The organism is Roseibacillus persicicus, from assembly GCF_014651675.1.
Taxonomy (GTDB): Bacteria; Verrucomicrobiota; Verrucomicrobiia; order Verrucomicrobiales; family Akkermansiaceae; genus Roseibacillus; species Roseibacillus persicicus.
Map to the genome: position 1 here is coordinate 55467 of NZ_BMXI01000016.1, position 26827 is coordinate 82293.

General features: G+C 56.6%; 22 protein-coding genes. 13 read left to right on the top strand and 9 right to left on the bottom strand.

The window, feature by feature from the left end:
* Positions 1 to 14: 14 nt before the first annotated feature.
* The gene (locus IE099_RS16785) at positions 15 to 1835 is read right to left on the bottom strand and encodes a DNA polymerase beta superfamily protein (RefSeq protein ID WP_229809560.1); all 1821 of its coding nucleotides are present in this window, start codon (positions 1833 to 1835) and stop codon (positions 15 to 17) included.
* A 61-nt stretch (positions 1836 to 1896) separates the two neighbouring features.
* Positions 1897 to 2838: an RluA family pseudouridine synthase gene (locus IE099_RS16790; RefSeq protein ID WP_189572488.1), complete on the bottom strand. Its 942-nt coding sequence runs from the start codon at positions 2836 to 2838 to the stop codon at positions 1897 to 1899.
* A gap of 202 nt (positions 2839 to 3040) precedes the next feature.
* Here IE099_RS16790 and IE099_RS16795 point away from each other — a divergent pair, with 202 nt between their 5' ends.
* Positions 3041 to 3883 (top strand): hypothetical protein, encoded by an 843-nt coding sequence (locus IE099_RS16795; protein WP_189572491.1) that lies wholly within the window; start codon positions 3041 to 3043, stop codon positions 3881 to 3883.
* Between the two features lie 101 nt (positions 3884 to 3984).
* Here IE099_RS16795 and cmoA read toward each other — a convergent pair whose 3' ends face one another.
* From cmoA to IE099_RS16810, 3 genes are all read right to left on the bottom strand, one after another.
* Positions 3985 to 4695 (bottom strand): carboxy-S-adenosyl-L-methionine synthase CmoA, encoded by a 711-nt coding sequence (gene cmoA, locus IE099_RS16800; RefSeq protein ID WP_189572494.1) that lies wholly within the window; start codon positions 4693 to 4695, stop codon positions 3985 to 3987.
* A 158-nt stretch (positions 4696 to 4853) separates the two neighbouring features.
* A complete protein-coding gene (locus tag IE099_RS16805; RefSeq protein ID WP_189572499.1) occupies positions 4854 to 6299 on the bottom strand; it encodes a DUF1501 domain-containing protein in 1446 nt (481 codons plus the stop codon).
* A gap of 8 nt (positions 6300 to 6307) precedes the next feature.
* Complete coding sequence (locus tag IE099_RS16810; RefSeq protein WP_189572502.1) at positions 6308 to 8650, bottom strand: PSD1 and planctomycete cytochrome C domain-containing protein; 2343 nt, start codon at positions 8648 to 8650, stop codon at positions 6308 to 6310.
* 187 nt (positions 8651 to 8837) lie between these two features.
* Here IE099_RS16810 and queC point away from each other — a divergent pair, with 187 nt between their 5' ends.
* The 3 genes from queC to IE099_RS16825 all read left to right on the top strand — a co-directional run bounded on the left by queC (position 8838) and on the right by IE099_RS16825 (position 13681).
* Entirely contained in the window at positions 8838 to 9497 is a 660-nt protein-coding gene (gene queC, locus IE099_RS16815; protein ID WP_189572504.1) for a 7-cyano-7-deazaguanine synthase QueC, read from the top strand.
* A gap of 10 nt (positions 9498 to 9507) precedes the next feature.
* A complete protein-coding gene (locus tag IE099_RS16820) occupies positions 9508 to 10923 on the top strand; it encodes a sulfatase family protein (RefSeq protein WP_189572507.1) in 1416 nt (471 codons plus the stop codon).
* A gap of 160 nt (positions 10924 to 11083) precedes the next feature.
* The gene (locus IE099_RS16825) at positions 11084 to 13681 is read left to right on the top strand and encodes a DEAD/DEAH box helicase (RefSeq protein ID WP_189572510.1); all 2598 of its coding nucleotides are present in this window, start codon (positions 11084 to 11086) and stop codon (positions 13679 to 13681) included.
* An 86-nt stretch (positions 13682 to 13767) separates the two neighbouring features.
* On the opposite strand, the gene IE099_RS16830 is transcribed toward IE099_RS16825, so the two are convergent.
* Positions 13768 to 16488 carry a helicase-related protein gene (locus IE099_RS16830; RefSeq protein ID WP_189572513.1) on the bottom strand — a complete coding sequence of 907 codons (2721 nt, stop codon included), beginning with the start codon at positions 16486 to 16488 and terminating at the stop codon, positions 13768 to 13770.
* Between the two features lie 279 nt (positions 16489 to 16767).
* Between IE099_RS16830 and IE099_RS16835 the strand changes: the two genes are divergently transcribed.
* The 7 genes from IE099_RS16835 (at position 16768) to IE099_RS16865 (ending at position 23661) form a co-directional block, all read left to right on the top strand.
* Entirely contained in the window at positions 16768 to 17850 is a 1083-nt protein-coding gene (locus tag IE099_RS16835) for a pyridoxal-phosphate-dependent aminotransferase family protein (protein WP_189572516.1), read from the top strand.
* A 2-nt stretch (positions 17851 to 17852) separates the two neighbouring features.
* The gene (locus IE099_RS16840) at positions 17853 to 18554 is read left to right on the top strand and encodes a class I SAM-dependent methyltransferase (protein ID WP_189572520.1); all 702 of its coding nucleotides are present in this window, start codon (positions 17853 to 17855) and stop codon (positions 18552 to 18554) included.
* 91 nt (positions 18555 to 18645) lie between these two features.
* The gene (locus tag IE099_RS16845; RefSeq protein WP_189572523.1) at positions 18646 to 19932 is read left to right on the top strand and encodes a hypothetical protein; all 1287 of its coding nucleotides are present in this window, start codon (positions 18646 to 18648) and stop codon (positions 19930 to 19932) included.
* A gap of 172 nt (positions 19933 to 20104) precedes the next feature.
* Positions 20105 to 21202, top strand: coding sequence for a 3-isopropylmalate dehydrogenase (gene leuB, locus IE099_RS16850; protein WP_189572526.1), 1098 nt, complete (start codon positions 20105 to 20107; stop codon positions 21200 to 21202).
* A gap of 63 nt (positions 21203 to 21265) precedes the next feature.
* Positions 21266 to 21637, top strand: a complete 372-nt coding sequence (locus IE099_RS16855) for a hypothetical protein (protein ID WP_189572528.1) — start codon at positions 21266 to 21268, stop codon at positions 21635 to 21637.
* A gap of 6 nt (positions 21638 to 21643) precedes the next feature.
* Complete coding sequence (gene miaA / locus IE099_RS16860) at positions 21644 to 22537, top strand: tRNA (adenosine(37)-N6)-dimethylallyltransferase MiaA (RefSeq protein ID WP_189572531.1); 894 nt, start codon at positions 21644 to 21646, stop codon at positions 22535 to 22537.
* A 14-nt stretch (positions 22538 to 22551) separates the two neighbouring features.
* Entirely contained in the window at positions 22552 to 23661 is a 1110-nt protein-coding gene (locus tag IE099_RS16865) for an LptF/LptG family permease (protein WP_189572534.1), read from the top strand.
* A gap of 27 nt (positions 23662 to 23688) precedes the next feature.
* Here the strand turns inward: IE099_RS16865 and IE099_RS16870 are convergent, their stop codons facing one another.
* The 3 genes from IE099_RS16870 to IE099_RS16880 all read right to left on the bottom strand — a co-directional run bounded on the left by IE099_RS16870 (position 23689) and on the right by IE099_RS16880 (position 25526).
* Positions 23689 to 24063 carry an FtsB family cell division protein gene (locus tag IE099_RS16870; RefSeq protein WP_189572537.1) on the bottom strand — a complete coding sequence of 125 codons (375 nt, stop codon included), beginning with the start codon at positions 24061 to 24063 and terminating at the stop codon, positions 23689 to 23691.
* A gap of 92 nt (positions 24064 to 24155) precedes the next feature.
* The gene (locus IE099_RS16875) at positions 24156 to 24755 is read right to left on the bottom strand and encodes a hypothetical protein (protein WP_189572540.1); all 600 of its coding nucleotides are present in this window, start codon (positions 24753 to 24755) and stop codon (positions 24156 to 24158) included.
* Positions 24756 to 24794: 39 nt separating this feature from the next.
* Complete coding sequence (locus tag IE099_RS16880; RefSeq protein WP_229809562.1) at positions 24795 to 25526, bottom strand: pseudouridine synthase; 732 nt, start codon at positions 25524 to 25526, stop codon at positions 24795 to 24797.
* 205 nt (positions 25527 to 25731) lie between these two features.
* Between IE099_RS16880 and IE099_RS16885 the strand changes: the two genes are divergently transcribed.
* Both IE099_RS16885 and IE099_RS16890 read left to right on the top strand, forming a co-directional pair.
* Entirely contained in the window at positions 25732 to 26022 is a 291-nt protein-coding gene (locus IE099_RS16885) for a hypothetical protein (protein WP_189572543.1), read from the top strand.
* 101 nt (positions 26023 to 26123) lie between these two features.
* A complete protein-coding gene (locus IE099_RS16890; RefSeq protein WP_189572546.1) occupies positions 26124 to 26816 on the top strand; it encodes an SDR family NAD(P)-dependent oxidoreductase in 693 nt (230 codons plus the stop codon).
* Positions 26817 to 26827 lie beyond the last annotated feature (11 nt).

Genomic DNA, 26827 nt, shown 5'->3' on the forward strand with positions numbered 1-26827 from the left:
ATAGAGAATACCCGTTACTGATTCCTAATTTCGTGCAGAACCTCACTGACTTTTGCTTCATCAGGACGATCCGGCAAAGTGGATTTGGCAAAGGCCTCCTCGACGCGTTGGACCTGTTCCTCCGCTCTGGCCACCAACTCCTCATAGCCAAATTCTCCCGCTCTCACCCTCATCAACCACTCTCGGTTCGGACGCCTCACTCGTAGCAATCCTTCCGTCGCAATTTCCTCGGCCATATCGAGGAGGCGCAGGGTGTGCATGAGATTCTTGGAGTCATAGCCCCGCCCGTGCTCCGTGTTGGTCTGATAGCGCTCCTCATTGCGCAGCTCCACCCATTGCCAATATTCGCGATGACTTTTGCAGTGGGCTTTGTAGGCATCGCTATTGCACGAGACCCAAGCGATGGGCCGGGCCTCGCGGGGAACCGAACTGCAGAGCAAAGCCGAGTCATCCTTCTTCGAAACAATACCCCGATACCCAAAACTACTAGATTCATCGTAGAAGAGAGCGTAGGTCCCCGGAGCATGCTCCACCCCGACCAAACCACAACGGGACTCCAGCAAGCCCCGTTCGTGCAACCAGTCCGTCAGAGCAACGCTGCCTTGCCCTTCTAAAACATAGCAAAAGTCCAAGAGACTCTTCCGCTTCTCCGGCTGGGGATTGACGATCTTTTTATTGAGTCCCCGCGCTTTTCGAATCTGCCCCATTGCATAATTGGCATAGGTCTGCCCACAGAGCTTGGAGAGAAATAGAGATGGCGTCAGGAGAGAGAACGCGGGAGCTTGGAACCGTATGCAATCCTCAGGCATCGCCAGCAACTCGAGGGCATTGGGATTATTCTTCAGCAGCAACTCGCCAAAGCGACGCAACTCGTAATAGACCTCATCACTTTTCTCGTCGCTAACCTGCGTGACAGGTTCGAAGCCAAGCATGATCTCGTTGGGCGCCACGAAAATGCCGCGCCGGTCCTCATCTGATCGCGCGTGGTTCGTCCCATAGGCCCGACTGCCCGCCACCGCATCGAAGAGAAGTCCCCGACTGGCTCGCACTCCCCCAATCGATCGGAAAGCCGCTGGACTCTCATTGGACAAAGCGAGCGTTTTTCGGAAAAGCCGTTCACAGACCTGAGAAAGCAAGGGGCGACGACCAACCGTTTCGAAAAGCGATTCCAGCTTCGCAAAAGTCGTTTCAATCACTTTATCGATAAGCGCGCTTCGGGGCATCAACTCACTTTCTCCGCTGCGTGATTTCCACTCGAGCAACTCTTCGAAAGCCTCTGCCATACGTTCACCGCGAAGGTCATTGAAGTTCACGGGAGCCGGGCTCTGATTTTCCAGCACCCACTCTGCGGAGAAGAGCGCGCGCAAAACATAGAGATAGTCTTTCGCCCGCAATTGATCGCCCTGGCACTTTCCTTTCCAAATCTGCACCGCCAAGCCACGATAATGAGACGCATTCGCGTGGGGAGAAAATGCGTCTCGCGCAGCCTTTTGCCAGAGTTCGAGAAAGCCCTTCTCGGCACGATAGACGATGGGTGAATGAAGCCACTCCACGAGCGCCCCGTTCGACTTGGCGAGCAGACCCGCGGCCTTCTTGATATCCCAGCCTCCGGGATCGAGGTCATCTTCAATCGCGACCTCAATCGTGTCGCCCCCCGGAAAAACACGGAGATACTCCGGCTCTCGGCGGGCATAGAGAAAGCGAATATCGTAGTCACTATCAGGCGAAGCAAAGCCCCAGGCCCGGCTCCCTGATTCGCAGGCATAAAGAATCGTGACCTGATGCTTGCGCTCCAAGCTCTCCAGAAGTTCATTGATATCACCCAACCTGTCCATACGAGGTCACAGTTGCGGCCTCAATCCAGGGGAGCAAGGATATTTCTGTAGCAGGCCCACGTCAAAGGCCGCCTTCGGCTTCGAAGCCGACTTGCTTGCCAGTGACGGGATGGGGAAATGCGATTTTCCACGAGCGTAACGCCAAGGGCTCGGCCCCCATTCCAGCAATTTCCGCTACCCCCAGCTTCCTGCCGGGGAGGTACAGTCGATCTCCAACAATCGGAAAACCCTCTTGCCAAAGGTGAACCCTTATCTGGTGGGTTCGCCCAGTCAGAGGGCGAGCCTCCACCAGCGCCGTTCCATCCGGACAGCGCTCCAGAAGCTTGACCTCGGTAGCCGCTTGCAACGGCTTTCCCCACACCCGTCCTTCGGCAGGAACATCATTTTCGATGAGAAGCTTTTCCCAGTCTGGCCAACCTTGAATTCGAGCCAGATAACTTTTAAAGACATCACCTTGTTCGAAGGAGAGCTGAACCGCACTTCGATAGTCCCTCCCCTTCACACAAACCAGGGCGCCACTGGTTTCCGCATCCAGGCGATGGGCATACCGCACATCGAGTTCGGGCCAAGCTTGGTTCATCAGCCACATCAGGGTGTTCTTGCAAAAGCGTCCCCCTTCATGCATCGGGATCGGAGCCGGCTTGTCGATGATGAGAAGAACCTCATCCTCGTGAATCACTTTCAAATCCGTCCCCACCTCCGGCTCGACCCAGTCGGGTAAAAGCCTCTCATACTGATGTCCGGTAGTAACCAGGAGATGGGGATCCGTGACCGGCTCCCCGGTCGCTTTCCGCACGATCAACTCGTCGCGGAACACCTGCAGCCACTCTTCTTCGCTGAGCTTACCCGGAAAGCGCTCGGCGAGAATCTCGATAAAACGTCGCCCTCCTTCCTTGGCCTTGATCCGGCAGGGGCGGCGATTGACATAAGGGATTCCCCCCGGAAGCGGGTCACAACAGGCTTTCCAGCGGGCCTCCAGTTCTTCCTTTCGCGCTCTCTCCACACCCGTCTTTGGAACAGATCGACAAGTTTTGCAGCACAAATCCGGCTCAAATAGTTAGTCACCTTTGACTACCAATCGCGGCCAATAGACCACCCATCCGAACCTTAAAAACCTTGCTCCCACCACCTCTAACTTTCAAAAACTGAGGGGTGTGGAGAGTTGTTCCCTCTCATGAACATACCCCTAAGATCCAACCCAAATTATGAAATCAACCCTCACCCTCCTGAGCCTGAGCCTCTCGCTTTCGAACTTTGCCGGGGCCCAGCTTTCCATTGAGCCCTCTTGGGGTTCGGAGTCCTTTGCCAGCGTGGCCGACCGCCGCTTCACCTCTACCTCAACCAATTTCAACTTTGCTCCCAGCGATGGCGGAGCAGGTTCACTCTCCAGCGCCACCTCCTTGACCGAGTCCCGCGGGTCCAGCTCCGGCTTCAGCGTCTTGGACGCCAGCAACGGCTTGTCTGTTCCTCTCATCCGGACCTACGCGAGCACAAACAGCGGCAACTGGGCGGCCTTCGGTTCCTCGGTCGCCATTGAGGGCTACACCTTCAATGGTTCAGCGCCCAAGACCTTCACTCTTGATGCTTCCCTCACCGGACTAGTCTCGAACATCGACAACGACTTCGCAGGGAACTTTGCCACCCTCAGCATCTGGTCCCCTTCCGGCGAATTCTTCCCTCCCATCGCGACAAGAACCGCCGGCCCGGATGACGGCTTCTTTTTCTCTTCTTCCGAAAGTTCCTATCTTGAATTCGGTTTCAACCAACTCGACACCTTGCGCTTGGAACAGAACGGACTGAACGACGACGACGTTCTCTCTGGTTCCTTGAGCTGGACCATGGAGCCCGGCGAGACCGTCTACCTCTGGGCCAGCGGACGCTCAGCAGTCTACGGACCTGACTCCATCGCTGATGCCCGCAATACCCTCACCGCATCTTTTCAAGATTCCACCGGACTGAGCTCACTCTCCGGCGGCGTCGTCCCTGAGCCCTCCACCAGCCTCTTGGGTCTGCTCTCACTCGCAGTGCTTTTTCGACGGAAACGCTAAAGACAGCTTCGCTCTCGTTTTGACCAAAGGCTGAATCGTTCTGATTCAGCCTTTTTTGCATGTCGCTACCAAACGTGCTTCAGCCTCGTCCCCTCCCCGGCCTACTTTTTCGCCACCCAACTTGCAAAATTGAGACACTGCAAAAGCTGTGTCACTTGGGTAAAGTTAACTTGTTCGAGTCTGGACTGATGATCGGCTGGAGTCTCAGGGATCAGGACTTTCTCCAAAGAGTCCCGCTTGCGGGCAATCTCAAGTTCGGAATAACCCTGCTGGCGTTTGAACTGCCAATGGATCTCGCGCAACCAGTCCTCGTCAGCTGGGTCAGGGCTGATGAATTTCTCAGAAAGAAAGAGCACCCCACCGGGAACGAGGGCGCGGTGGCAGCGCTCTAACAAAGCAAAGCGTTCCGCGAGAGGCACGAATTGAAGCGTGAAGTTGAGAATGATCAGCCCCGCATTCTCCATCGGCCAAGTCACCGCGTCACCTTCATGAAAAGACACTCCCGGGAGGTCGAGAAGCTCGCTCGCCCGCGCGACCATGGGCGCTGAATTGTCGATACCATGGATCTCCACATTCTTGTCCCTGGCCCCCTGCCAAGCAGCTTCCACCCCAGCCCCAAGAGACGAACCCAAATCGTAGATCCGTGTTCCCGCCGGAACATCGCGTCCCGCAACAGCCTCAATCGCGGTGAGCGTCAGACCGTATCCGGGCACTGAGCGGCGAATCATGTCCTCGAACACGCCCACCACTTTCTGGGAAAACTCAAAGGGCTTTCGCACGCCGTCTTCCACAAATATCTCGTCTCTACTCACGTCACCGAGAGTAGGAGAGGAGGCGTCCCCTGTCCCTCCAAAAGAAAAGCATATCTGCTCGAACTTCCCCTTCGCTTCATTCCCTTGGATGGCGAACCCGGATTTCTTCGCTTGGAAACGTTCCTCTCGGAGAAGTGATGAAGTCGCCAAGGATGCCCCTATGCGAGAATCTCCTTCACCACCCGTGCTGGATTAACCCCTGTGAGTTTCTGGTCGAGTCCAAGGAAGGGGAAGGTCAGCTTGTTGTGGTCGAGCCCCAGTTGATTGAGAATGGTGGCATTGAAGTCGCGCACGTGAACCCCATCCTTCACGACGTTGTAGCAATAGTCATCGGTCTCGCCATGGGTGATTCCGCCCTTCACCCCCGCGCCGGCCATCCAAGTGGAGAAACAACGGGGATGATGATCGCGCCCGTAGTCATCGTGGGTCAGGGTCCCTTGACAGTAGGTCGTGCGCCCGAATTCCCCTCCGAAAACAACGAGAGTATCTTCCAAAAGACCCCGCTGCTTCAAGTCCTTGAGAAGACCGGCACAGGCTTGGTCGACATCGTAGCACTGCCCCTCCAGCTGCTGCGGCAGCTTCACGTGATGATCCCATCCCCGGTGAAAGAGCTGGATGCAACGCACATCTCGCTCCGCCATTCGTCGCGCAAGGAGACAGTTGCGGGCGAAGGATCCGCTCTTGTGGACCTCAGGGCCATAGAGGTCGAGGACGCTTTGGGGTTCGTCTGATAGGTCAGTCAACTCCGGCACGGACATTTGCATGCGAAAGGCCATCTCCTGCTGAGCGATGGTCGTCTGGATCTCCGGATCCCCGATGGCGCCGAGGTGCTCTTGGTTCATCTCAGTAACGAAATCGAGCATCTGATGCCGGACCTTGCGGGTCACGCCATCCGGATTGGAAAGAAAGAGAACCGGGTCGCCCGCAGGTTGGAAGGCGACGCCCTGATGCTTGGAAGGCAAAAAGCCAGAGCCCCACAAACGACTGTAGAGAGCCTGCACGTTGGAGGTTCCTCCCGTCCAGAACGCCGAGTTCAACACGACAAAATCCGGGAGATTCTCATTCAAGCGCCCCAAGCCATAACTCAGCCAGGCCCCCATACTGGCTTTCCCAGGAATCTCGGTTCCAGTGCAAAACAGAGTCTTGCCCGGGTCGTGGTTGATAGCATCGGTATTGGTGGATTTGATCAAACAGATGTCGTCGATCACCGAGCCCGTATGCGGAAGAAGTTCACTGAGCCAGATGCCATTTTCGCCATGGCGACTGAACTTGTATTTGGAAGGAGCAACCAACTGCTCTTTGCCCTTGGTCATTGCCGTCACCCTCTGGCCCTGAGTCACGCTGGGAGGCAAAGGCTCCTTGAACCGCGCCGCGAGGTCAGGCTTGTAATCGAAGAGATCCAGCTGACTGGGAGCTCCCGCCATGAACAGGAAAATGACCCGCTTGGCCTTGGGCTCATTGTGCGGGCCAGCGATATGCTTCCCACCCGCAGCCTCCACTTGAGACAGCAAAGACCCGAGCGCAGCAGCTCCCAAACCCATCCCAGTAGTATTGAGAAATTGGCGGCGATTGAGATGGTCGTTGTGTTCTTGATAAGGATTCATGGCAGGTCTTATTCGCGGTTTTTGAAAGTATCGAGATTCATCAGGGAGTGAACCAACATCGTCCAGGCTGCGGACTCCCCCGCCGCAGGCGTATTGGGAAACATCGCTGCCGCAGAGCCCGGATCGTCTTGATAGAGTGCCCTGAATTTTGCCAAGGCAGACAGCAACCGCTCCTTCTCGGTATCACTCGGTGGACGGGAGGTCATGGTTTCGTAGAGCAAAGACACCTTTAAGTCCTCCGCCATGTTCTCTTTCTCCATCACTCCGCGAGCCAGATGCTTGGCTGCCGCAAAGTACTCGGTCTCATTCATCATCACGAGAGCCTGCAAGGGTGTATTGGTTCGCTCGCGTCGGGCAATGCAGGCATCCCGATTGGGAGCATCGAAAATCGTCATCTGCGGTGGTGGCAGTCCCCGCTTCCAGAAGGAGTAGACACTGCGACGGTAGACCTCATCTTCTTTGGCTGGCTCAAAATTGCGCGGAAAGGAGGAAGGCATCGTGACGATTTTCCAGAGTCCCTCGGGCTGGGGAAACTTGACACTGTGCCCATACATCGCGGGATTCAAGAGCCCGCTCACTGCGAGAACCTGGTCGCGAATCACCTCGGAATCGAGCCGGAAACGAGAACCCCTCGCCAGCATGCGGTTCTCCGGATCACTGACAAAAGCTTCTCGCGGAGCCTCGGACCTTTGCTGATAGGTCTCGCTCAAGACGATGCTTCGCACCAGAGATTTGATATCCCAGCCTGACTCGACAAACTCAAGAGCGAGGTGGTCCAGGAGTTCGGGATGACTCGGCCATTCCCCTTGCGCACCAAAGTCCTCGGAAGTCTTCACGATTCCAACGCCAAAGAACTGCTGCCAAAAGCGATTCACTGCCACCCGTGCAGAGAGAGGATTGACGGGATCGACCAACCACTCGGCGAGGTCCATGCGATCAACGTGGTCATCTTTTTTCAAAGGAGGAAGAAAGGACGGGGTATCGCGAGGTACGATTTCTCCAGGATTATCATAAGCTCCCCGAATCAGGACATGTGATGGCCGGGGGTCTTCCCGTTCTTTCATCACCATCGCCCCCCGCATGGAATTCTGCAGCGCCTGACGTTCGGCCTCCAACGAAGAACGAACTTCGCCACTGCTCGCGGAGATGCTCAATTCCAACTCCGCCAAACGCGCTTTCTGCTCGGGAGTGCCGACCAAGATATAGGGAGGTTGCAAACCTTTCTTAAAGTCCGGCGTGCCTCTTCTTCCTGTTTCGGGCTCACCGTCAAAGTTATTGAAGAAGGCATACATCGAGAAGAAATCCTTCTGCGAAATCGGATCATATTTGTGGTCGTGGCATACCGCGCACTGCAGCGTCAATCCCATGAAGGCGGTTCCCACCGCCGACACACGGTCGATGACGTTTTTAGTGAAGCTCTCCTCCGGAAGAGCGGTTCCGACATCGATGATGATGTGCAAGCGATTGAATCCCGAGGCGATCAGCTGATCGGTTGTCGGGTTCTCATACAGGTCACCGGCCACCTGATACTTCACAAACTCATCATAGCTCAGGTTCTCATTGAACGAACGTATGACCCAATCACGATAAGGAGTGAGATCGCGAAAGTGGTCGTGATGGGCTCCGTTGGTGTCGGCAAATCGAACCAAGTCCAACCAATACTTCGCCATGTGCTCTCCGTAGCTCGCTTGCCCCAACAATCGATCCACGAGCTTTTCGTAAGCATCCGCAGACTCATCGTGGAGGAAAGCGTCGACCTCATCCAGCGTGGGAGGAAGTCCGGTCAAATCCAAGCTTACCCGACGAATCAGGGAGCGGCGGTCGGCCCTTTCGCTGGGACTCAAGCCCTTTTCCTCCATTTTGGCCAAGGCGAAGCGGTCAATCGGATCCCCACTCCAATCCGAGAGGGAAACCTCGGGCAGCTCATGCTGGCGGGGTGGCACGAAAGCCCAAAAGTCCTCATACTCCGCCCCCTGCTCAATCCATCTTTTGAGAACATCCTTTTCCTCTGAAGTCAGAGGCTTGATGTGGGACTTCTTTTCCGGCGGCGGCATGATGTCGTCGGGGTCGTCGGCAATGATTCGCTGCCAAACCTCACTATTTGCCAAATCCCCCGGCTTAATTGCCTGCACCCCATCCAGCACACGGTAGGCCCCCTGATCTCCATCCGGAATATCGAGACGCAGGTCCCCTTTGCGTCCCTTGTCCGCGTCAGGCCCGTGACAGGCAATGCACTTTTTGGACAAAAGCGGGCGGACGTCCTCATTGAAACGGAGTTGGCCATCCGCAGCAACCGCCCTGCCTAAAGAAAGGCTGAGCAGTAGGATCAAGGGCAGGGAAAATGAATTCATCAGTCTGATGTCTCTTTACGGCCAAAATTGCCGAAATTTGCCAAATATCTGCTTATCGAAATGCAATTGACACTAGAGACAACATCCAGAGGGCTGAATGACTCGCGAACTCCTCATCTAGCACGCGAACGAACCGACTCGCGCGCCCTGCTCTTGCAATTCCGACTGCAACTCTCAAATTAGCGCAATGAAGACGGTTATCCTCCTTTCCGGTGGCATGGACTCCACAGTCGCCCTCTGGCATACCCTCGCGGAAGGCCATGAGGTGGTGGCCTGTTTGGGCGTTGATTATGCCTCCAAGCACAATGCCAAAGAATTGCCCATGGCTCGCTGGCAAGCAGAGAAAGCCGGAGTCCCCTTTCAAACCGCGAACCTCACATTCATGAACCAGCTGTTCCAAAGCGACCTCCTCCAATCTGGCGGCGAGATCCCAGAGGGCCATTACGAGGAAGAGAACATGAAAAGCACTGTGGTCCCCTTTCGCAACGGGATACTTCTCGCTGTCGCGGCCGGCTTTGCCGAAAGCGTGGAGGCAGAAGGCCTGGTCATTGCGGCCCACTCCGGCGACCACGCCATCTATCCCGATTGCCGGGAAGACTTTCTCGCGCCCATGGCTCAAGCCATCGCGGCAGGGACTTACGCCGACGTCTCGGTGCTGCGCCCTTTCGTTGCCTTGCGCAAGGAAGACATCGCCAGCCGCGGTGCGGAACTCGAGGTCGACTTCACCCACACCTGGTCCTGCTACAAGGGCGGAGATATCCATTGCGGCAAGTGCGGAACCTGCGTGGAGCGAAAAGAAGCGTTTGCCATCGCTCAATTGGAAGATCCGACCGTATATCTAGCGTAACACCCCCGCGATGCGTTTCCTCTTTCTCACCCTGCTCTCCCTCGTTGGCCTACAAGCCGAGCGCCCCAACATCGTTATCATGCTCAGCGACGATCTGGGCTACGGCGAGCACCAGCATCTCAACCCCGACCGTGGCAAGATCCCGACCCCACATCTGGATACCATCGCGGCCAGCGGAATGACCTTTACCGATGCCCACAGCGGCTCTTCGGTCTGCACGCCGACTCGCTACGGACTCCTCACAGGTCGCTACTCTTGGCGAACGACTCTGCAGAGAGGGGTCCTCACCGGCGGCAAGTCTCTCATCGCAGAGGATAGAGTGACCATCGGCCATTACCTCAAGAAGCAAGGCTACGACACGGCCATCATCGGCAAGTGGCACTTGGGAACCCTCTATGATGGCAAGCACAAGGACAAGCAAGTGCCAGTAGGCTCCAAGGTGAGCCAAGGCCCCATCGAGCGTGGTGGCTTCGACCTCTTTCGCGGCTTCCACCACGCGCGACAGATGGACATTTGGATCGAAGACCAGACCGTCACCGAACACCTCCCGCCCGTTGAAATGCTCCCTCGCCTCACCCAAGAAGCAGTCCACTATATTTCTAGTAGAAAGAAAGAGGATGCCCCTTTCTTTCTCTACCTGCCTTGGAATTCCCCTCACAGCCCCGTGGTACCCAGCCCCGAATGGCAGGGCAAAAGCGGCCTCAATCCCCATGCCGACTTCGTGATGCAGACCGACGACAGCCATGGCCAGGTGATGGAAGCCTTGCGCACAACAGGACTACTGGAGAATACACTCGTGATTGTCACCTCCGACAACGGCACTTCCGCGCCCACCTCCAAGCTACCTCAATTGCTGGAGAAGGGTCACCACCCCAGCGGTCCTTTCCGCGGTTCCAAGGCCGACATTTGGGACGGCGGCCATCGTGTGCCCTTCTTGGTCTCGTGGCCGGGCAGAGTTCCACAGAAGAGCCAGTGCCCGGACCTCATTTGCCTCACCGATTGCTTTGCGACCGTGGCCGATCTTTTGGAAAAACCCGTCGCGGAAAATGTCGCGGAAGACAGCTTCAGCTTCCTCCCCCAACTCATGGGCAAAGCGAGTGAAAATTCCCGCGAGGAGGTCGTTCATCATTCCGTGGAAGGGCATTTTTCGATTCGCGATGAACGCTGGAAGCTCATTCTCTGCCCGGGTTCGGGCGGCTGGAGCACCCCCAAGGTCAGGTCCGCGCTCAAGCAAGGTCTCCCCACCGAGCAACTTTACGACATGGCAAAGGACAAAGAGGAAACCACCAACCTCGCCAGCGAAAATCCCGAAATCGTGGCAGCCCTTCGCAAGGAGCTGGAGCGCCTGATCGCCCGGGGACGTTCCACCACCGGCCCCAAGCTCACCAACGATGCACCAATTGTCTTGGAAAAGTGGCGCAAGTAGGAGGGAAAAGTAATTCCCTGGCACCACTTCAGACGTTAGAACCAGCGCCATCAACGCGCGCGACCCCAAAGCTCTCCTCGCCTACCTCCGGGACTGCCTCGCGGAGGAACGATCCCGTTCGGGAATCCCTTCCATCTTCGCGAGCAAGATTCGCAAACGCGTGATCATCAAGGGCGAGGAAAAAGCGCTCTACAGCGAGTTTGGCTCCATTGACTTGCCTCCCACCGAACTGGAAGTGCTCGCCACCACGGCCAGCCTTTTGCAGCGCGACACCGACCTCTTCTACGTTTCCATGGTCGTCGCCTCGCGTGATTCCAACGGGAAGGCGCTGCATACCCCGGTTCTCCTCTATCCCGTGGAGGTGCGGGCCGAAGGCAAAGCTCCCGAGTTGAAGATCGACCATAGCCGGGTGGCACTCAACCCCGCCCTTCACCACCTGTTCGACCTCCCCGCAACCTTTGAGAATGAGCTTCTCGACTTGATTCCGACCGGCGAGCTCAACCTCGCCACCCCGGGGCTGATTGCCAAAGACCTTTCGACCCATCTGGAAGCACTCGACGTCTCTCTTTTCGAGCAATATCCAAACCTCCTCAAGTCCTCGGAGATTCAAAAACAGACCGGAAAGAAAAATCCTGTTTTGCTCCCAGCCTCCGCTCTCCTTCTCACCGAGAAGTCCAAAAATGTGGCTGGTCTTTTACATGAGCTGGACGAACTCCTTTCGTGCTCAGCCGACTCCTATCCCCCGGCCTTGGGCGCGCTATTGGGACGCTCTATTCCCGAAAAGATTGAGGCAAAGACTAGACCGGCCCACGACTTCGCCCCCGCCTTGCTGAGCCCAGCGCAAAGCCGACTTTTAAAATCAGCAGACACTCAACCTCTCACCGTCTGCCATGGTCCACCCGGGACTGGAAAATCATTCACGATTGCAGCCACCGCCATAGACCAAATCGCACGAGGCAATTCAGTCCTCATCGCCTGCCGTTCCGACGAAGCGGCAGCGGTCGTGGAGGAAAAAATCGCGGAGATGGTCACCGAAAGCCAACTGGTCATTCGCGCCGGTCGCAAAGGTCACCTCAAGAATCTCAAAAGCCTTCTGAAACAACTTCTGGGGACCAATCCAGTCAACGAAGCACCCTCCGGCCTGCCCCGAGTCAACCTCTCCAACACTGATCGCAGCCTTTCACTCCTCCGAAAAAACCTCGCCCGGAAGTTAAGCGCCGATCTGCGGACCTCTTCTCTATTCGCATCGGAGCCTCGTGGGCTATGGCGGAAACTGAATCACTGGAAGCACAGTCTTCGGGTAAAGAGAGCTCCCCTGCTCGCGGATCTCGTGGCTGAGATCACCAAGACCCATGCCGATCGACTGAGACTACTGGAGGCCTACAACGAGCAAACCCACCAGGAGCACCTGCACAAGCACCTGAAGAATCTGCACTCGCGAGACACCCTCAAACGCTACCGCGAAGCCCTGGGCAGACGGATTCCCGCCTCACAAGAGAAGGAACTCCTCGCCTTGGACCTCAAGGCCCTGGTTCGCTACCTCCCAATCTGGATCACAACCACGGACGACATCCATCGCGTCCTCCCGCTCAAGCCCGCAGTCTTTGACACCGTCATCATCGATGAAGCCACGCAATGCGACCTCGCCTCGACCCTTCCCATTCTCTACCGAGGAAGCCGCGCCTTCATTACCGGCGATCCCCAACAACTCCGCCATCTTTCTTTTCTTTCCAAAGACCGACTCGACAGTCTGGCGGCAAAACACCAGCTCTCTCCCGAGGAACGCGAACACTACGACTTCCGCAAGGTTTCTTTCCTCGATCGAGCGCTTGCCATCACCGCCGGCACCACGTCCCGCACTTTCTTGGATGAGCATTTTCGCTCTTTACCTCCATTGATTGCCTTTTCCAACGAACACTTCTATCACGGCAATCTCCATTGCATGAGAGAGGTTGAGACCTTGGGACAAGATGCTCCCCAGCCGGCCATCGTGACCCACCAGGTCTCGGGAAAGAGAGAGAAAGACGGAATCAACGAGCAGGAAATCTCGGCAGTCTTCCTGGAGTTGCGGAAGGTTCTGACAATGCCTGCCAGCACTCCATCTCTCGGATTCCTTTCCCCCTTCCGCGCTCAGGTCGACTCCTTCCAAGAGCGTTTGCAAAAGGAATTCACGCCCAGCGAGCAACAACGCCTCTTGCGCGATCACCAGCTGATTGCCGGAACCGCACACTCTTTCCAAGGAGCAGAAAGAGACACCATGCTCCTCTCAATGGCGATTGACCCGAGCAGTCCCGCAGCAGCCCGACGGTTTTTGGAACGTCCGGATGTCTTCAACGTCTCCATCACGCGGGCACGCCATGAGATTCAATTATTCACCTCGATCTCCCCCGGCGAACTTCCCCAGGACTCCCTCCTCGCAGCCTATCTTCTCCACGCTTCCGAGCCCAAGCGAACAATGCAGAGCATTCAAAGCGAGAAAATCGCTTTACCTGACGACCTCCTGCCGCAGCTCGCACAATTGGGATGGACGTTGATTGCGAGTGCAACCAAAGTCGCCGGCATGCCCACGGATCTGATCTTCAAACGAAAGGACGACCTCATCGCCATCGACCTGATCGGGACCGCAGGTAGCCGCGGGCAGGCAGTCTCAGTCGAAAAGACCCTGATGCTCAAGCGCGCGGGCCTGACCTTGATTCCTCTCTCCCTCGCGGAATGGGAAGTGCGCAAGGAGGACTTTTTGGCGATAACGGCCCAATGAGCCGACCTCACCTCGAAGTCTCCTAAGAGCAGAGAAACCTTCTCCTACCAGAGGGAAAAATACCGGGTTCACTGCCCACCCAGCAACTAGCTCTGCCAAACGAGGCGAACGCAGTCCAAACGGAGTCGCGAGTGCTGCAAGGCTTGCAGCACTTCGGACTTCACCTCCTGAAGCGCGGCAATCTCCTCGGGGGTAACCTGCGAATTCCGGGTTGCAAGGTCTTCGAGACGGGCCAGAGCATCATCAAATGACTGGTTCGCCCTTTCCAAGGCCTCCTCCTGTGGCTTCTTGCTTTTCGCTTCGGCGAGTTGATTCGCCTTCTTTAACAAGGCAGGAAAAATGTTTTTCCGAAAGCTCTCCTGACTAACAATGCGGTGCGGATCAGCCGGACGAAGAGGAATCTCTCGAAAGAGGTCTTCGCCACTTCGGTCCGCTTCCCGATGGTCAACGGTGATGGGGATGACGGTGGGCGCGAGGAATCGGTCGATGTGCAAGCGCTCCGGTGCCAGGCTTTCCAGGATGTATCCACATTGCAGGTAGATACCTTTTCCCTTTCCTGTCTTCCAATGCGCGAAGCTGGAGTTGCCGGTATCGTCAGCCAGAAACTGATCCAATGCGGTCCGGAAGGTCGGATGATCGGCCGTGAGGAAGGTCAGGTCTTCACGAAAGAGAGCTTCCGAACGCTCAAAAGTTACGGCCAAACCGTCTTCAGGCAAATCGGCAAAGGTTTCACTGAGGCGCTGACCGCGCTTGAGGTGATAGTTGCGCTCGGCGAGATCGTCGACATCGAGGCCCAATTGGTCAAAGAGTCTGAGCGAGAAACTCTCGAACTGCCGGTCCCCGTCGGCATCATCCACCGCCTCGAGCAAAGCTTCGGCCCTCTCGGTCGGAGGCGCGCCCAGAGCGAGCAAACGGTCGTGACCACTTGCGAGTTCGTCCGCGACCTCATCGCGACGGGCTTGGGTCTTTTTGAGAAATGCCTCGAACTCTTTCGGCCGGGGATCCTGCACGAATTCCATCAACTCGGGCAGAAGCTCGGCAGTCAACGTGGCCGAGCCTTTCAAAGGTTTTTCAAATGCAGCCAAACCCTCCGCCAACCAACGGGTCAACAGCTCATAGCTGGTGTCCTGGACATACGGCACATGAATCAAAATATCCTCGGTCTGGCCAATGCGGTCGAGTCGTCCAATCCGCTGCTCCAGCACTTCGGGATTCTGCGGGAGGTCAAAGAGAACCAGATGGTGCGCAAATTGGAAGTTGCGTCCCTCGCTCCCGATCTCGGAACAAATCAAAATGCGGGCCCCATCCGGATCGGCGAACCAAGCCGCGTTGCGATCGCGCTCCATGATGCTGAGCTCCTCGTGAAAGAGAGCGGTCTCGACATTGACGAGCTCCAACAGGTTTTCCTGAATCCGAATCGCGGCATCGGTGGTATGGGTGATGAGAAGAACCTTATCTTCCCCCAATTCCTTCAAAAGATTGGCCAGCCAGGCCGAAGCCTTCTCCCCTTCCCCCAAGGGATAGAGCTGCAACCGGCGGACCGGAAAACCAGTGAGGCGGTCCCTCGTGTTGCGGAACAGCACGCGGCCGGTGCCAAAGGAATCAACGAGCTCCGAGATCAGCGCCGCACGCGCATCTTCATCCCCTGCGGAAAGAGCGGCCAAGTGCTCGCTTGCGCGGGGCGAATCCTTCACGAAGGGAGCGAGCGCCTTCTTCGTCGGCATCTCTCCTTCATTCAAGGTCTCGACCACTTCGGCCAAGGGCTCATAGGACTTCGCCTCTTCGGCAAAGTCTTTCAGATTGGTATAGCGATCGGGATCGAGGAGACGAAGGCGAGCGAAGTGACCTTCCGGCCCCAACTGCTGGGGAGTCGCAGTGAGCAGGAGCAGGCTGGGCACCACCCCGGCAAGGGCTTCCACCATTTCGTAGGATGGGCTCGAGACCTCGGGACTCCATTCCAAGTGGTGGGCCTCGTCCACAATCAAGAGGTCGAAGCCGGCCTGACGCGCCTGCTCGGAACGCTTGTTAGATTCTGCTAGAAAATCCGTGGAGGCGAGAATGAGCTGACTATCAAGAAAAGGATTGGCCTCCGGATCACTGGCCTCGATGGACGCTGCCCGCCCTTCGTCGAAGAGAGCAAAGAGCAAATTGAAGCGCTTATACAACTCCACAAACCACTGGTGAACGAGCGCCTCGGGCACGAGAATCAGAATGCGATTGGCGCGACCTGTTAGATGCAGATGATGAAGAATCAAACAGGCTTCAATTGTCTTTCCCAAACCAACTTCATCAGCAAGCAGAAGGCGCGGATAGAGGCGCGAGGCCGCCTCCGCGACGATGGCGAACTGATGAGGAATGAGATCAATGCGAGCACCAGAAAATCCACGCGCAGGCGATTGACGCACCTTCGTGTTCCAGCGCAGAGCTCTTTGCCTGAAGTCAAAGATGCGGAAGTCGTCACAAATTCCCGCCAGAAGTCTGTCGTCGGGAGAAGAAAAGCTGAGGGTATCAAGGAGGTCCACTTCCTCGAGAATGGTCTCGTCAGTGCAGTGATACTTCACGATACCCGACTCCCCATGTTCGACTTTTGCCACGGTGAACTCACCCGCGAATTGGTCCTCCACGATATCTCCCTCCTTGAACAACACCCGCACCAAGGGAGCGGTCTGCAGCGCGTAGCGGCGGGTTTCTTCAGCAGCAGGAAAAAGGACGACCACTTGGGCCCCCTCTACTTCCACAATCACGCCCAGACCCAACTTGGGTTCCGAGCGACTCATCCAACGTTGTCCAGGTGCGGGGCGGGTCATCAGGCTTTCGGCTGAAGGGCATGAACCACTTGTGAAGAGATTGCAACCCTCGGACTGGAAACTTTGTGAATGGAGTTATCTCTGGCTGCTAGCAAGGTATCTCCCGATCCCGAAAGGCGCTCTTCCCCACGACTCAAACCAAGGGCCGAAGTCCCTTGGTAACGGAATGCGCGCGCAAGATAAACCACTAGAAAGAGAAGAACTCTCCAGCTCATTGCCTACAAAACTCTCCCCAAAAAACGCTCGACAGAAACCATTGATGTTTCACATTTCCCGCGCATGGCCAAACCTAAGCTCTTTTCACCCGGACCGATTGACGTTGCCCCTGAAACCTATGCTGCCATGTGCGGACCTACCATTGGTCATCGTGGCGCGGACTTTGAGGAGCTCTATGCCTCGGTCCAACCCGGTTTACAGGAAATCGCAGGAACTTCCCGCGGCGTCTTTCTCAACACTTCCTCAGCCTGGGGAATCATGGAAGGCTCCCTCCGCAACCTCACCCAGAAGAAGGTGCTGAACCTCTGTGGCGGAGCCTTCTCCGACAAGTGGTATGGAGTGGCCAAAAGCTGCGGCAAAGAGGCTGAAAAAATTCAGGTCGAGTGGGGTCAGCCCATCGACCCCGCGGACGTCCGCGCCAAGCTTTCCGAAGGAGGATTCGACACCGTGACCCTGGTGCACAACGAGACCTCCACCGGCTGCATGAACAATCTGGCGGAGATCGCCGCCGTGGTGCGCGAGTTCGATGACGTCTTGCTCATCACCGACACGGTCTCGTCCTTTTCGGCCGTGCCGACCCCGTTTGATGAATTGGGAATCGATGTCCTTCTCTGCGGAGTTCAAAAGGCACTCGCCCTCCCTCCCGGCCTCTCTCTTTTCGTAGCCAGCGAGCGCGCGCAAGCCCGGGCAGCCACCACTCCTGATCGCGGTTATTATTTCGACTTCGTGGAGTTCCAAACCAATCACGAAAAGAACAACACCCCATCGACCCCGGCCATTCCACACATCTATGGCTTGAAAGAGCGAGTCGATGTGATGCTGGCGGAAGGATTGGAAAACCGTTACGCGCGCCACGCCGCAACCAACCAGGCGCTTCTGGATTGGGCCGCTGGACATGGTTTCGAGAGTCTGGCGCCCGAGGGCTTCCGCTCGAAGAGTCTAGGCTGCTTCGTCACGCCAGACGACCTCGACCTCTCCGGTTGGATCAAGGCCGTGCGCAATAACCACGGATTCCTGATCAACGGAGGATACGGCAAGATCAAAGGCAAGACCTTCCGAATCTCCAACATGGGCAACGAGACCCTCGAGACCATGCAGGAACTCTTTGTCGCCCTGGATGAAGAGCTTCCGAAGTTCCGCAAATAAGGATGCGTCGAGAGGAGATCACCGCCCTGTTTGACCAACAAGCGCAGTCCTACGACCAACAGTGGGACCGCTTGTCGGCGCTCAACGGAGCCCTGCACCTCCTCACCAGCACCCTGCTCGCCCATCTTCCCGTGCAAGCCCGTATCCTCTGTGTGGGCGCGGGAACTGGCGCGGAGATTCTCCATCTGGCGAACACTTTTCCGGAGTGGGAATTCTGTGCGGTAGAGCCCTCGGGCGCCATGCTGAAGTCGTTCCGCGAGAAAGCCGCCGAGCATAATATCCTTTCACGCTGCCACCTCCACGAAGGCTACCTCGACACCCTCCCGCCCCGGGAAAAATTCGACGCCGCCACTTCCTTCCTCGTTTCCCAATTCATTCCGAATCGAGAGGAGCGAATTGCATTCTTCCACGCGATTGCAGAACACCTTCTCCCCGATGGGATTCTGGTCACTTCCGACTTGGCCGGGGATTTAGCCAGCCCCGAAGGGCAGAATCTAACAGAGCTTTGGTTCAAACTGATGAGCCAAGCCGAATTCTCCCAAGAAGGTCTCGATAGAATGCGTCAGACCTATCAGCGCGATGTCGCGGTTCTCCCGTCGGGCGAAGTTGAGCTCCTTTTAACCGAAGCAGGATTCCCGAAACCTGTGCGTTTTTTCCAGACCGGACTGATTCATGCCTGGTATTCCAGACGGCTTCTTCCTTGACGGACTAGCCTTCCTTCGGCGCGAAAGGGATGCTTGGTCTTTCGCAAGATTTGCGGAAGATCCGGCGTAATTTCCAACGTAATCTTTCAAGATGACTTCACGACTCGCCATCCTCTTCCTCACTCTCGCCATGCCCTTGCACGGGCAGGACTTCTACGAGGAATCGCCGGTGAAGTATTCCAAGACCGAGGCGGATACCGCCCTAACCCGAATCCAGAAGCGAATCGAATCCGGCGAGTCCCTTCTGAGGGGGGAAAGCGACCGCGAAATCCTGCAAGAAGTCCTCGATATTCTGGAGGTTCCCGTCGAGTCCCAGGTTCTCGTCTACTCCAAGACAAGCGCGCAGAACTCGCACATCTCCCCCTGGACCCCCCGAGCCATTTACTTCTCCGACAACGCTTATATTGGTTGGGTTCAGAATGGAAATATCGAGACGATCACCTTTGATAAAAAGCTGGGAGCCGTCTTCCACCTCATCGATCTCAATCGGCGCGAAAAAGGGAAGGCCCCCGAGTTCCGCCGCGAACGCGGTTGCCTGAGCTGCCACGCCAGCTCTGCCACCGACGGCGCGCCCGGCATCCTGGTGCGCTCGGTTTACCCTGATTCCGGCGGCCGGCCCTTATTCGACTGGGGGTCTTTCGACACCTCCCACCACAGCCCCGTCACCGAGCGGTGGGGCGGTTGGTATGTGACGGGTAAGGCTGGTCCTGCGGGGCATCTGGGCAACCAGACCTACACCCACGATGATGGGCGAAAGTCTCTTACTGGGGACGGACCGGTAGTCGACCTGTCGGAACACCTTAATACCAAACCCTATCTCGGGGGCGGCAGCAGCGATGTGGTGGCGCTCATGATTTTGGAACATCAGGTCACAGTCCACAACGCCATCCTGAGTGGCCATCTCGCGACCCAGCGATTCCTTTTCCAAAACGAAGCGATCCGCAAGGCCACCGGCGAACCGGCCGACACCCCCCTGAGCGAAACCTACCGCCACGCCTTGGAACATTATGGGGACAAGATTGTGCGCGCCCTGCTCTTCGAAGGAGAATTCGAATTCGTTGATGACGGAGCCGAGGGCTCGGAGGCTTTTCAGAAGGCCTTCGCTGCCGGTGCGACGACCAGCAAGGACGGGCGCTCCCTCCGGGACCTGCGACTCTACGAACGACTCTTCAAATATCGCTGCAGCTACATGATCTACAGTGACTCTTTCCGGGACTTGCAACCTTTGCTCAAAGAAGAGGTTCTGCGGAAGCTGCGCCAGATTTTAACCGAGCCGGAGGAACACCCTGATTTCGGATATCTCTCGAAATCAGAGAGAAAGCGGATTCTCAAGATTCTGGAGGAGACCTTGCCCGTTTGGAAAAAATTGCAGGAGTAGCTGCAGACCGAAGCGCAAAGCCACCTCGCAGGCGGGCTCATCAATTCAGGGCTCTTTTGCCAGAGTTTGCATCTCTGCGGTTTATCCCCGCCAAGATTTCCCCAAAACGCTGGCAATTTTCTGGAATTCCGCTGTTTTCAAAAATCGCCCGCCATGGCATCTCCTCCTTCACATGGCTCACACAATTGCAGTTCTACCCGGCGACGGCATCGGTCCCGAAGTGATGGATCAGGCTCTTCGCGTTCTGGATTCGGTTAAAGAAAAATTCTCACTCGAAGTCTCGGCTACGACTCATCTAGTAGGTGGCGCGGCCATTGATGATAGCGGCACTCCCCTCCCCGCCGACACCTTGGCGGCCTGCGAAGCCTCTGACGCAATTTTGTTCGGCTCGGTCGGTGGACCAAAATGGGAAAACCTTCCCCCTGACATCCAGCCCGAGCGCGGAGCTCTTCTGCCTTTGCGCAAGCATTTCGGTCTCTTCGCCAACCTCCGCCCCGGCGTTTGCCTGCCCCAGCTGATCGATGCTTCTCCGGTGAAAAACGAACTGATCAGCGAAGGCTTCAACGTCCTTTGTGTGCGTGAGCTGACCGGTGGAATCTACTTTGGAACTCCCAAAGGACGCGAAGAGCGCGAAGGCGAGGAAGCCGCCATCGACACCATGGTCTATCGCCGTTCCGAGATTGAGCGCATTGCGCACGTCGCCTTCAAGGCCGCGCAAGGTCGCGACAAACGCCTGACCTCCGTGGACAAGGCCAACGTGCTCGCGGTCTCCGTTCTTTGGCGCGAAGTCATCGAAGAAGTAGCGAAGCAGTACCCGGACGTCACCCTCGATCATCTCTATGTCGACAACGCCGCGATGCAGCTCATTCGCCGCGCCCCGGACTTCGACGTGATTGTGACCGGCAACTTGTTCGGTGATATTTTGTCCGACGAAATGGCAATGATTTCCGGCTCCCTCGGGATGCTCCCTTCCGCCTCTCTCGCCGAGATTGACGAGAAAGGACTCAGCTTCGGCATGTATGAGCCCTCCGGAGGTTCCGCCCCCGACATCGCTGGCCAAGGTATTGCCAACCCGGTTGCCCAGATTCTCTCTCTTTCCATGCTCCTTCGCTATTCCCTCGGCGCAGTGGAAGCAGCCGATGCCATCGACGCGGCTGTAGCCAAGACCATCGAAGACGGCTTCCGAACCGGCGACATCTACAGCAAGTCGGAAGGGGAAACTTTGGCAAACACCAAGGAGATCACCGACGCCATTCTGGAGCGCCTGTAAACACGGACTCTCCTTGAGAAACACGCCCCAGCCGTCTTCACTTTCTACGAAAATCGAAACGGTATGGACGTTTATCAAGCCCCAGCGCAAAGGAATGAGCCCGACCCCAACTCTCTGCGAGAGCTGGTCCATGGGTGGGAGCGCATGCGACTGCGCTTCAACCTCATTCTCTTGCCGCTAGGCCTGATTGACCTCCTGCTCTGGAGCTATCAGGATTGGACCCAACTCGTCTTTCTGCTCCCGGGAGCCTTGCTTTTCGGAATCGGGGCCAATTGCTGTTACTTCCTCGGACCTTTGGCAGAGCTGTACACTCGGGCCCTACTTCCCGAAGTCACTCCCCGCCAACTCTTCTACTGGGCGGGAGTGGTTTTCTCGCTCCTCATCATCCTCCTCTCGGGAGCCTTCGGCTTCGTATTCAACGAACTTGTTTTATAAAAGCCCATGGCGGCCTCTCCTCTCTACATCTGCGGACCCACCGCTTCGGGAAAAAGCAGTCTCGCCCTCAACTTGGCCGAGGCTCTCGATGGCGAGATCATCAATGCCGACGCCTACCAGCTCTATCAGGGGCTCGAAACCCTCGCCGCTTCGCCCACCCTGGAAGAGCAGGAAGCTGTCCCCCATCATCTCTACTCCGTCCTCGACTTGGCCGAGACTCTCGACGCCAATCGCTACCGGAAGATGGCGCTGCCGATCATCGAGGAGATTCAATCGCGGGGGAAAACGCCCATCATCGTAGGCGGCTCGGGCCTCTATCTCAAATTCCTGACCCATGGCCCCTCCCCGGTCCCCCCGGGCGACCCCACAATCCGGGCCGAACTAGACCTGCTTTCTCTCGAAGAATTACTCGCCCGTCTGGAAACCCTCGACCCTGCCGAAGCCGCGACCATCAACCGCCAGAACCGCCGCTACGTCACCCGCTCACTCGAGCTCTGCCTGCTGACGGGTCAGCCCGTCTCGGAGCTTCGCAAAGATTGGCAACAGCCCGACCCGCCCGACCTGCGGGGAGTCTACCTCGATTGGCCACGCGACGAGCTCGCCGACCGCATCGCCCAACGGACAGCAATTATGCTCGCGGGGGACGCCTTGGACGAGGTTGCCGCCCTTCCCCCCGACGCCACTACTGCGGCCAAAGCGATTGGGGTAGCGGAGATTCAGGCTCACTTGGCGGGAAAGAAAACCCTGGAAGAAACCAGCGAACGGATCACCATCGCCACCCGCCAATACGCCAAGCGACAGCGGACCTGGTTCCGCAAAGAAGCCTGGCTGACCCCCATCGAACGCAATGAGCTGCCAGAAGAGCTGCTTTTGGAGTTTGAAATTGGCGAAACAAAGTAGGAACGTCTTTCCCAGTGCGCATCTCCGACCGCTATCTCGGCCGCCAGGTCTTCAACGGAACCATCATGGCGGTGGTGCTGCTCTGTATCATCTTGATCATGGGGATTCTCTTCCAAGAGATTCGCGAACTGTTGGTCAAATATCAGGCTCCCCCGCTGTTGCTGCTCAAGTTTCTCCTCTACAGCTTGCCTTACCCCCTGATGTTTGCCCTTCCTCTGGGCTTTCTTGCCACCGTATTGCTGGTCATCGGGAGACTTTCCACCCAGAACGAACTGGTCGGCTTTCGCACCTCGGGGGCGAGCTTGATTCGACTCAGCGCTCCGATCTTTGCGCTGGGCCTCTTCTTCAGCATCGTCTGTTGGTTTCTCGCAGGTGTCTTTTCCCCCATGGCCAAGCTCAACTCGCGAAAGCTGATCGACGAAAGCCTGAAAAACGACCCGCTTTCTCTCTTGGCTACCCGATCGGAGACCAAGTTGCCGGGCTTCCAGGCCTTTGTGACCCAAAAGGACGGGAAGACCCTGCAAGGCTTTCACCTCTATCAACTTTCGGACGACAAACGGAACCCCAAGCCAGAAACCTACGTCTACGCCACCTCGGTTGACCTAGAACTCGACGATACCGACGGAGACGAGATCGACGACAATTTCATTCTCTCTTTCAAAGACGCCTTCATCGAGGAGATCAACCCGAAGGCCTCCAAGTCCGGGAGCAACTTCATCACCGCCTCAACAGCAAAGCCCTGGCCACTGGCCTTTCCCTCTCTCCGCATCCCTGACAAGCCGAGTTACCGGACAAATTTCAAGCTCTTCAGCCAGCTCAGGCAACCCCAGACCAAAGAGGAATTCAATAGCCTCTTTACCGAACTGCAAAAACGCCACGCACTCGCTTTGGCCTGCTTGTCCTTTGCCTTCATTGGAATTCCCCTCGGTATTTCGAGCCAACGGAGAGAAACGGTTTCCGGTCTGGTCACCGCGCTCATCGTGGCGCTGGTCTACTTTGTCCTTCTTTTGACCGCAGAGAACTTCGAGAACCAGCCCGCGATTTGCTCGCTAATGATGTGGCTGCCCAATCTGCTCTGTATCATCCTCGGCGTCTTTCTGCTTCGTCGCGCGAGCCGCCAGTAATCGGGAGGCCGTCCCGGGCACGAGATTTTAGTCCCGACGAATCCGGATGATCGTTTCTCCCGGCCGATACAGGTCGAGAAGATCGCGCCCGCGCAGCTCCTGAAACTCCAAGTCCTGCCGGAGAGCGCTCAGCTCGCGATTCTTTTGATCTTCCAGGGCCAGGGTATCTTGCTCCGCTGCCCGGGTCGCCTCCAGGTCAGCTTCCAAACGCTTCAATTCTTTCCACTGCGGAAAAACAGTCACCCCCACCGCGACACAAATGAGAATCATGAGGAGGGCAAAGGCTCCCCGATTGAGAATCGCAATGCTCTTGGTGCGAGCCTCCATCACCTGCCGGGTCGGCTTGCGACGACCGGACTTGTTTGCGGGCTTCCGCCGGGGAGTTGTTTTTCGCGCTGCCATGAGGCCCTCAGAATGCCCGAACTAGTTAATCTTTGCAAAATAAAAAGGCTCCCTCCGAGCACGGGTTCACGTCCGGCAAGCCTTCTTCGAAATCACGAATCATCCTTTTCTGCCAGAGCGCTGTGAACACCTTTCAAATCCTCGCGACGAAAGGCTTCGCGAGAGAGCAGACCAAGGGAAAGAGCGAGAAAAACACAATGAAAGGAAAAGCTCCCCAACAGGGCTCGCAACTGGGTGTCCACTCCGGTTTGAATCCTCTCTGCCCTCGCTTTCTGCTCCGCCAGCGTCCAATCCGGTTCGCTCCGCGCAATCAGAAGACCAAAACGAATCGCATAGCCACCAGTCACGGTCGGGGCAAAGAGTGAACTCACCACGAGAAACGCACTCACAAAAAGACAAGAGAATCCTCCCAGGAATCGAAACCGCGTCCCCTTCTCCCGAAAACCAAAAAACTGAACCATGAGACCCAGTGCCGCAGCCATCCCCGCAAACATCGAAGCCGAAAGGGAAAACCGGACCGCAGCCTCGAAGCGTTCCAGCGACACCTTTTGAAATTCTTCCCGCGCGGCGACCGACTCGAACTGATCCGGCTCCAAAACCGAGCGCAAAGCATTTTCCAGAGAACTCTCAATCGACACCTTGAGCATAGCGGGGCCGAACCAAGCGGCCAGCAGACTGAAGAATACTCCCACGGCACACAGAAAGCCCAAGACCCGCATCGTCTCGAAAGCTCAGGCTTTTTCCGCCCGATGGAAAGAGCAGAGTTGCAGCTCGTCCGCCGTCAGCATTCGCCACTCGCCGGGTTGCAGGGCTGGGTCCAAGCTCAAAGGTCCCATAGTCTCGCGATGGAGGGCGGTGACTTTCACGTCGAAGCGGGCAAACATCCTCTTCACCTGATGATGCTTTCCTTCATAGATGGTGAGGAGGCATTGCCGGCCGGACAAGAGTTCAACTTGGGCGGGCTGGGTGGCGACCTGTTCTTTCGCAAACCAAATGCCCTTTTCAAAGGCCACGACTATCTCAGGAGTCACGTCACCATCGCAAGTCACCCGATAGCGTTTACCCAGCTTACGTCCGGGTTCAGTGAGAGCCTCGGTCAAACTGCTGTCATTGGACAAAATCAACAGACCCGAGGTGAAACGGTCCAAGCGCCCTGCCAGATGCAGCTCAGTTGCCCAAGGTTCGCCAATCAGATCGACCACCGTCCGGTGCTCGAGATCAGAGGTCGCACTCACAACCCCCAACGGCTTGTGCAACATCAAAGAACGCGCCACCCGGGCCTGCAGAACCTCACTTCCACATTCAACGCGGTCGAAGGGACCCACCTGAAACGCGCCTTCGGGACAGACGACTCCATTGACTCGCACCATTCCTCTGGAAAGACGCTCCCGAACTTCGCGCCGCCCCCATTGGCCCCACTTTCCTACCATCCGATCCAAGCGCACCGCCGAATTGTCAGACAAGATCGCCGGAACAACCAGATTTAGTTATTTCCCCTCTCTTTTTCGCCGGAAAAAAAGCATTGCTAACCAGTGGGTTTGGCAAAAAACCAATCTCGCGCGCAAATTTCTTCAAAAAAGTTCAGACAAACCGGTTGCGGAGCGGCTTTTATCTCATAGATTACTGCTGAGCTCAGCTCGTTGAATCGACTACAACCAAATCAAAACTATGAAATCAATCCTGTCCACACTCCTCGCTTCCCTCTTCCTTGCAGGCTTCGCTCTCGCGGGCGACTGTGAAAAGTGCAAGAAGGGCGACAAGAAAGAAGAAGCTCTCATCGCTGGCGACTGCGAGAAGTGCAAGAAAGGCGACAAGAAGGAAGAAGCTTTGATCGCTGGTGACTGCAAGAAGTGCAAAAAAGGCGACAAGAAAGAAGAAGCTGCCCTTGCTCATTGCGGAAAGTGCAAGAAAGACGACAAGCACGAAGAAGAAGAGAAGGAAGAGGTTTTCGCAGCCTAAGCGAACCCTTACTTAATCAAGACTTTAAAGCTCGTCGCTCCGACGGGCTTTTTTTGTGCCTCAATATCTGGACTTTCCGAGGATTGGGCGCAACTTGCCAAATGGCTAAAATACTCCTCATCGGCGGAAATTCAGGTATCGGACTGGCGAGCGCGCGCAAGCTGAAGGCTGACGGGCACGAAGTCATTGCGGCCGCACGGGGAAAAGACCAATTGGAAAGCCTTGGAATCCCCTGCCAAGAATTCGATGCAACCGCAGTGAGCAAACTCACACTACCGGAACAACTCGATGGGCTCGCCTATTTTCCCGGCACGATCAACCTGAAACCGTTTGCGCGCCTCGACAAGGACGCCTTTCTCAACGACCTGCAAATCAACACTCTGGCAGCCGTCGAGGTGATTCAACAAGCCCTCCCTTCCCTCAAAAAGTCTTCGGCAGCCTCCGTCGTTCTTTTCTCGACCGTTGCGGTTCAACTCGGGATGCCGTTTCACTCCTCAATCGCAGTCTCCAAAGGCGCCATCGAGGGCCTCACCCGCGCCTTGGCCGCAGAACTGGCTCCAACGGTACGGGTCAACGCCATCGCTCCCTCCCTGACCGATACTCCCCTCGCCTCCAGCCTAATCTCGAGTGAAGACAAGCGAACCAATGCCGAGAACCGTCATCCCCTCAAACGACTGGCCAGCGCTGAAGAGTTGGCTAATTTGACCGCCTATCTCTTGGGCTCCGAATCCGCCCCCCTCACCGGCCAAATTCTTCATCCGGACAATGGTCTATCGTCCGTGAAACTCTTCTAGAAGGAGCGCAA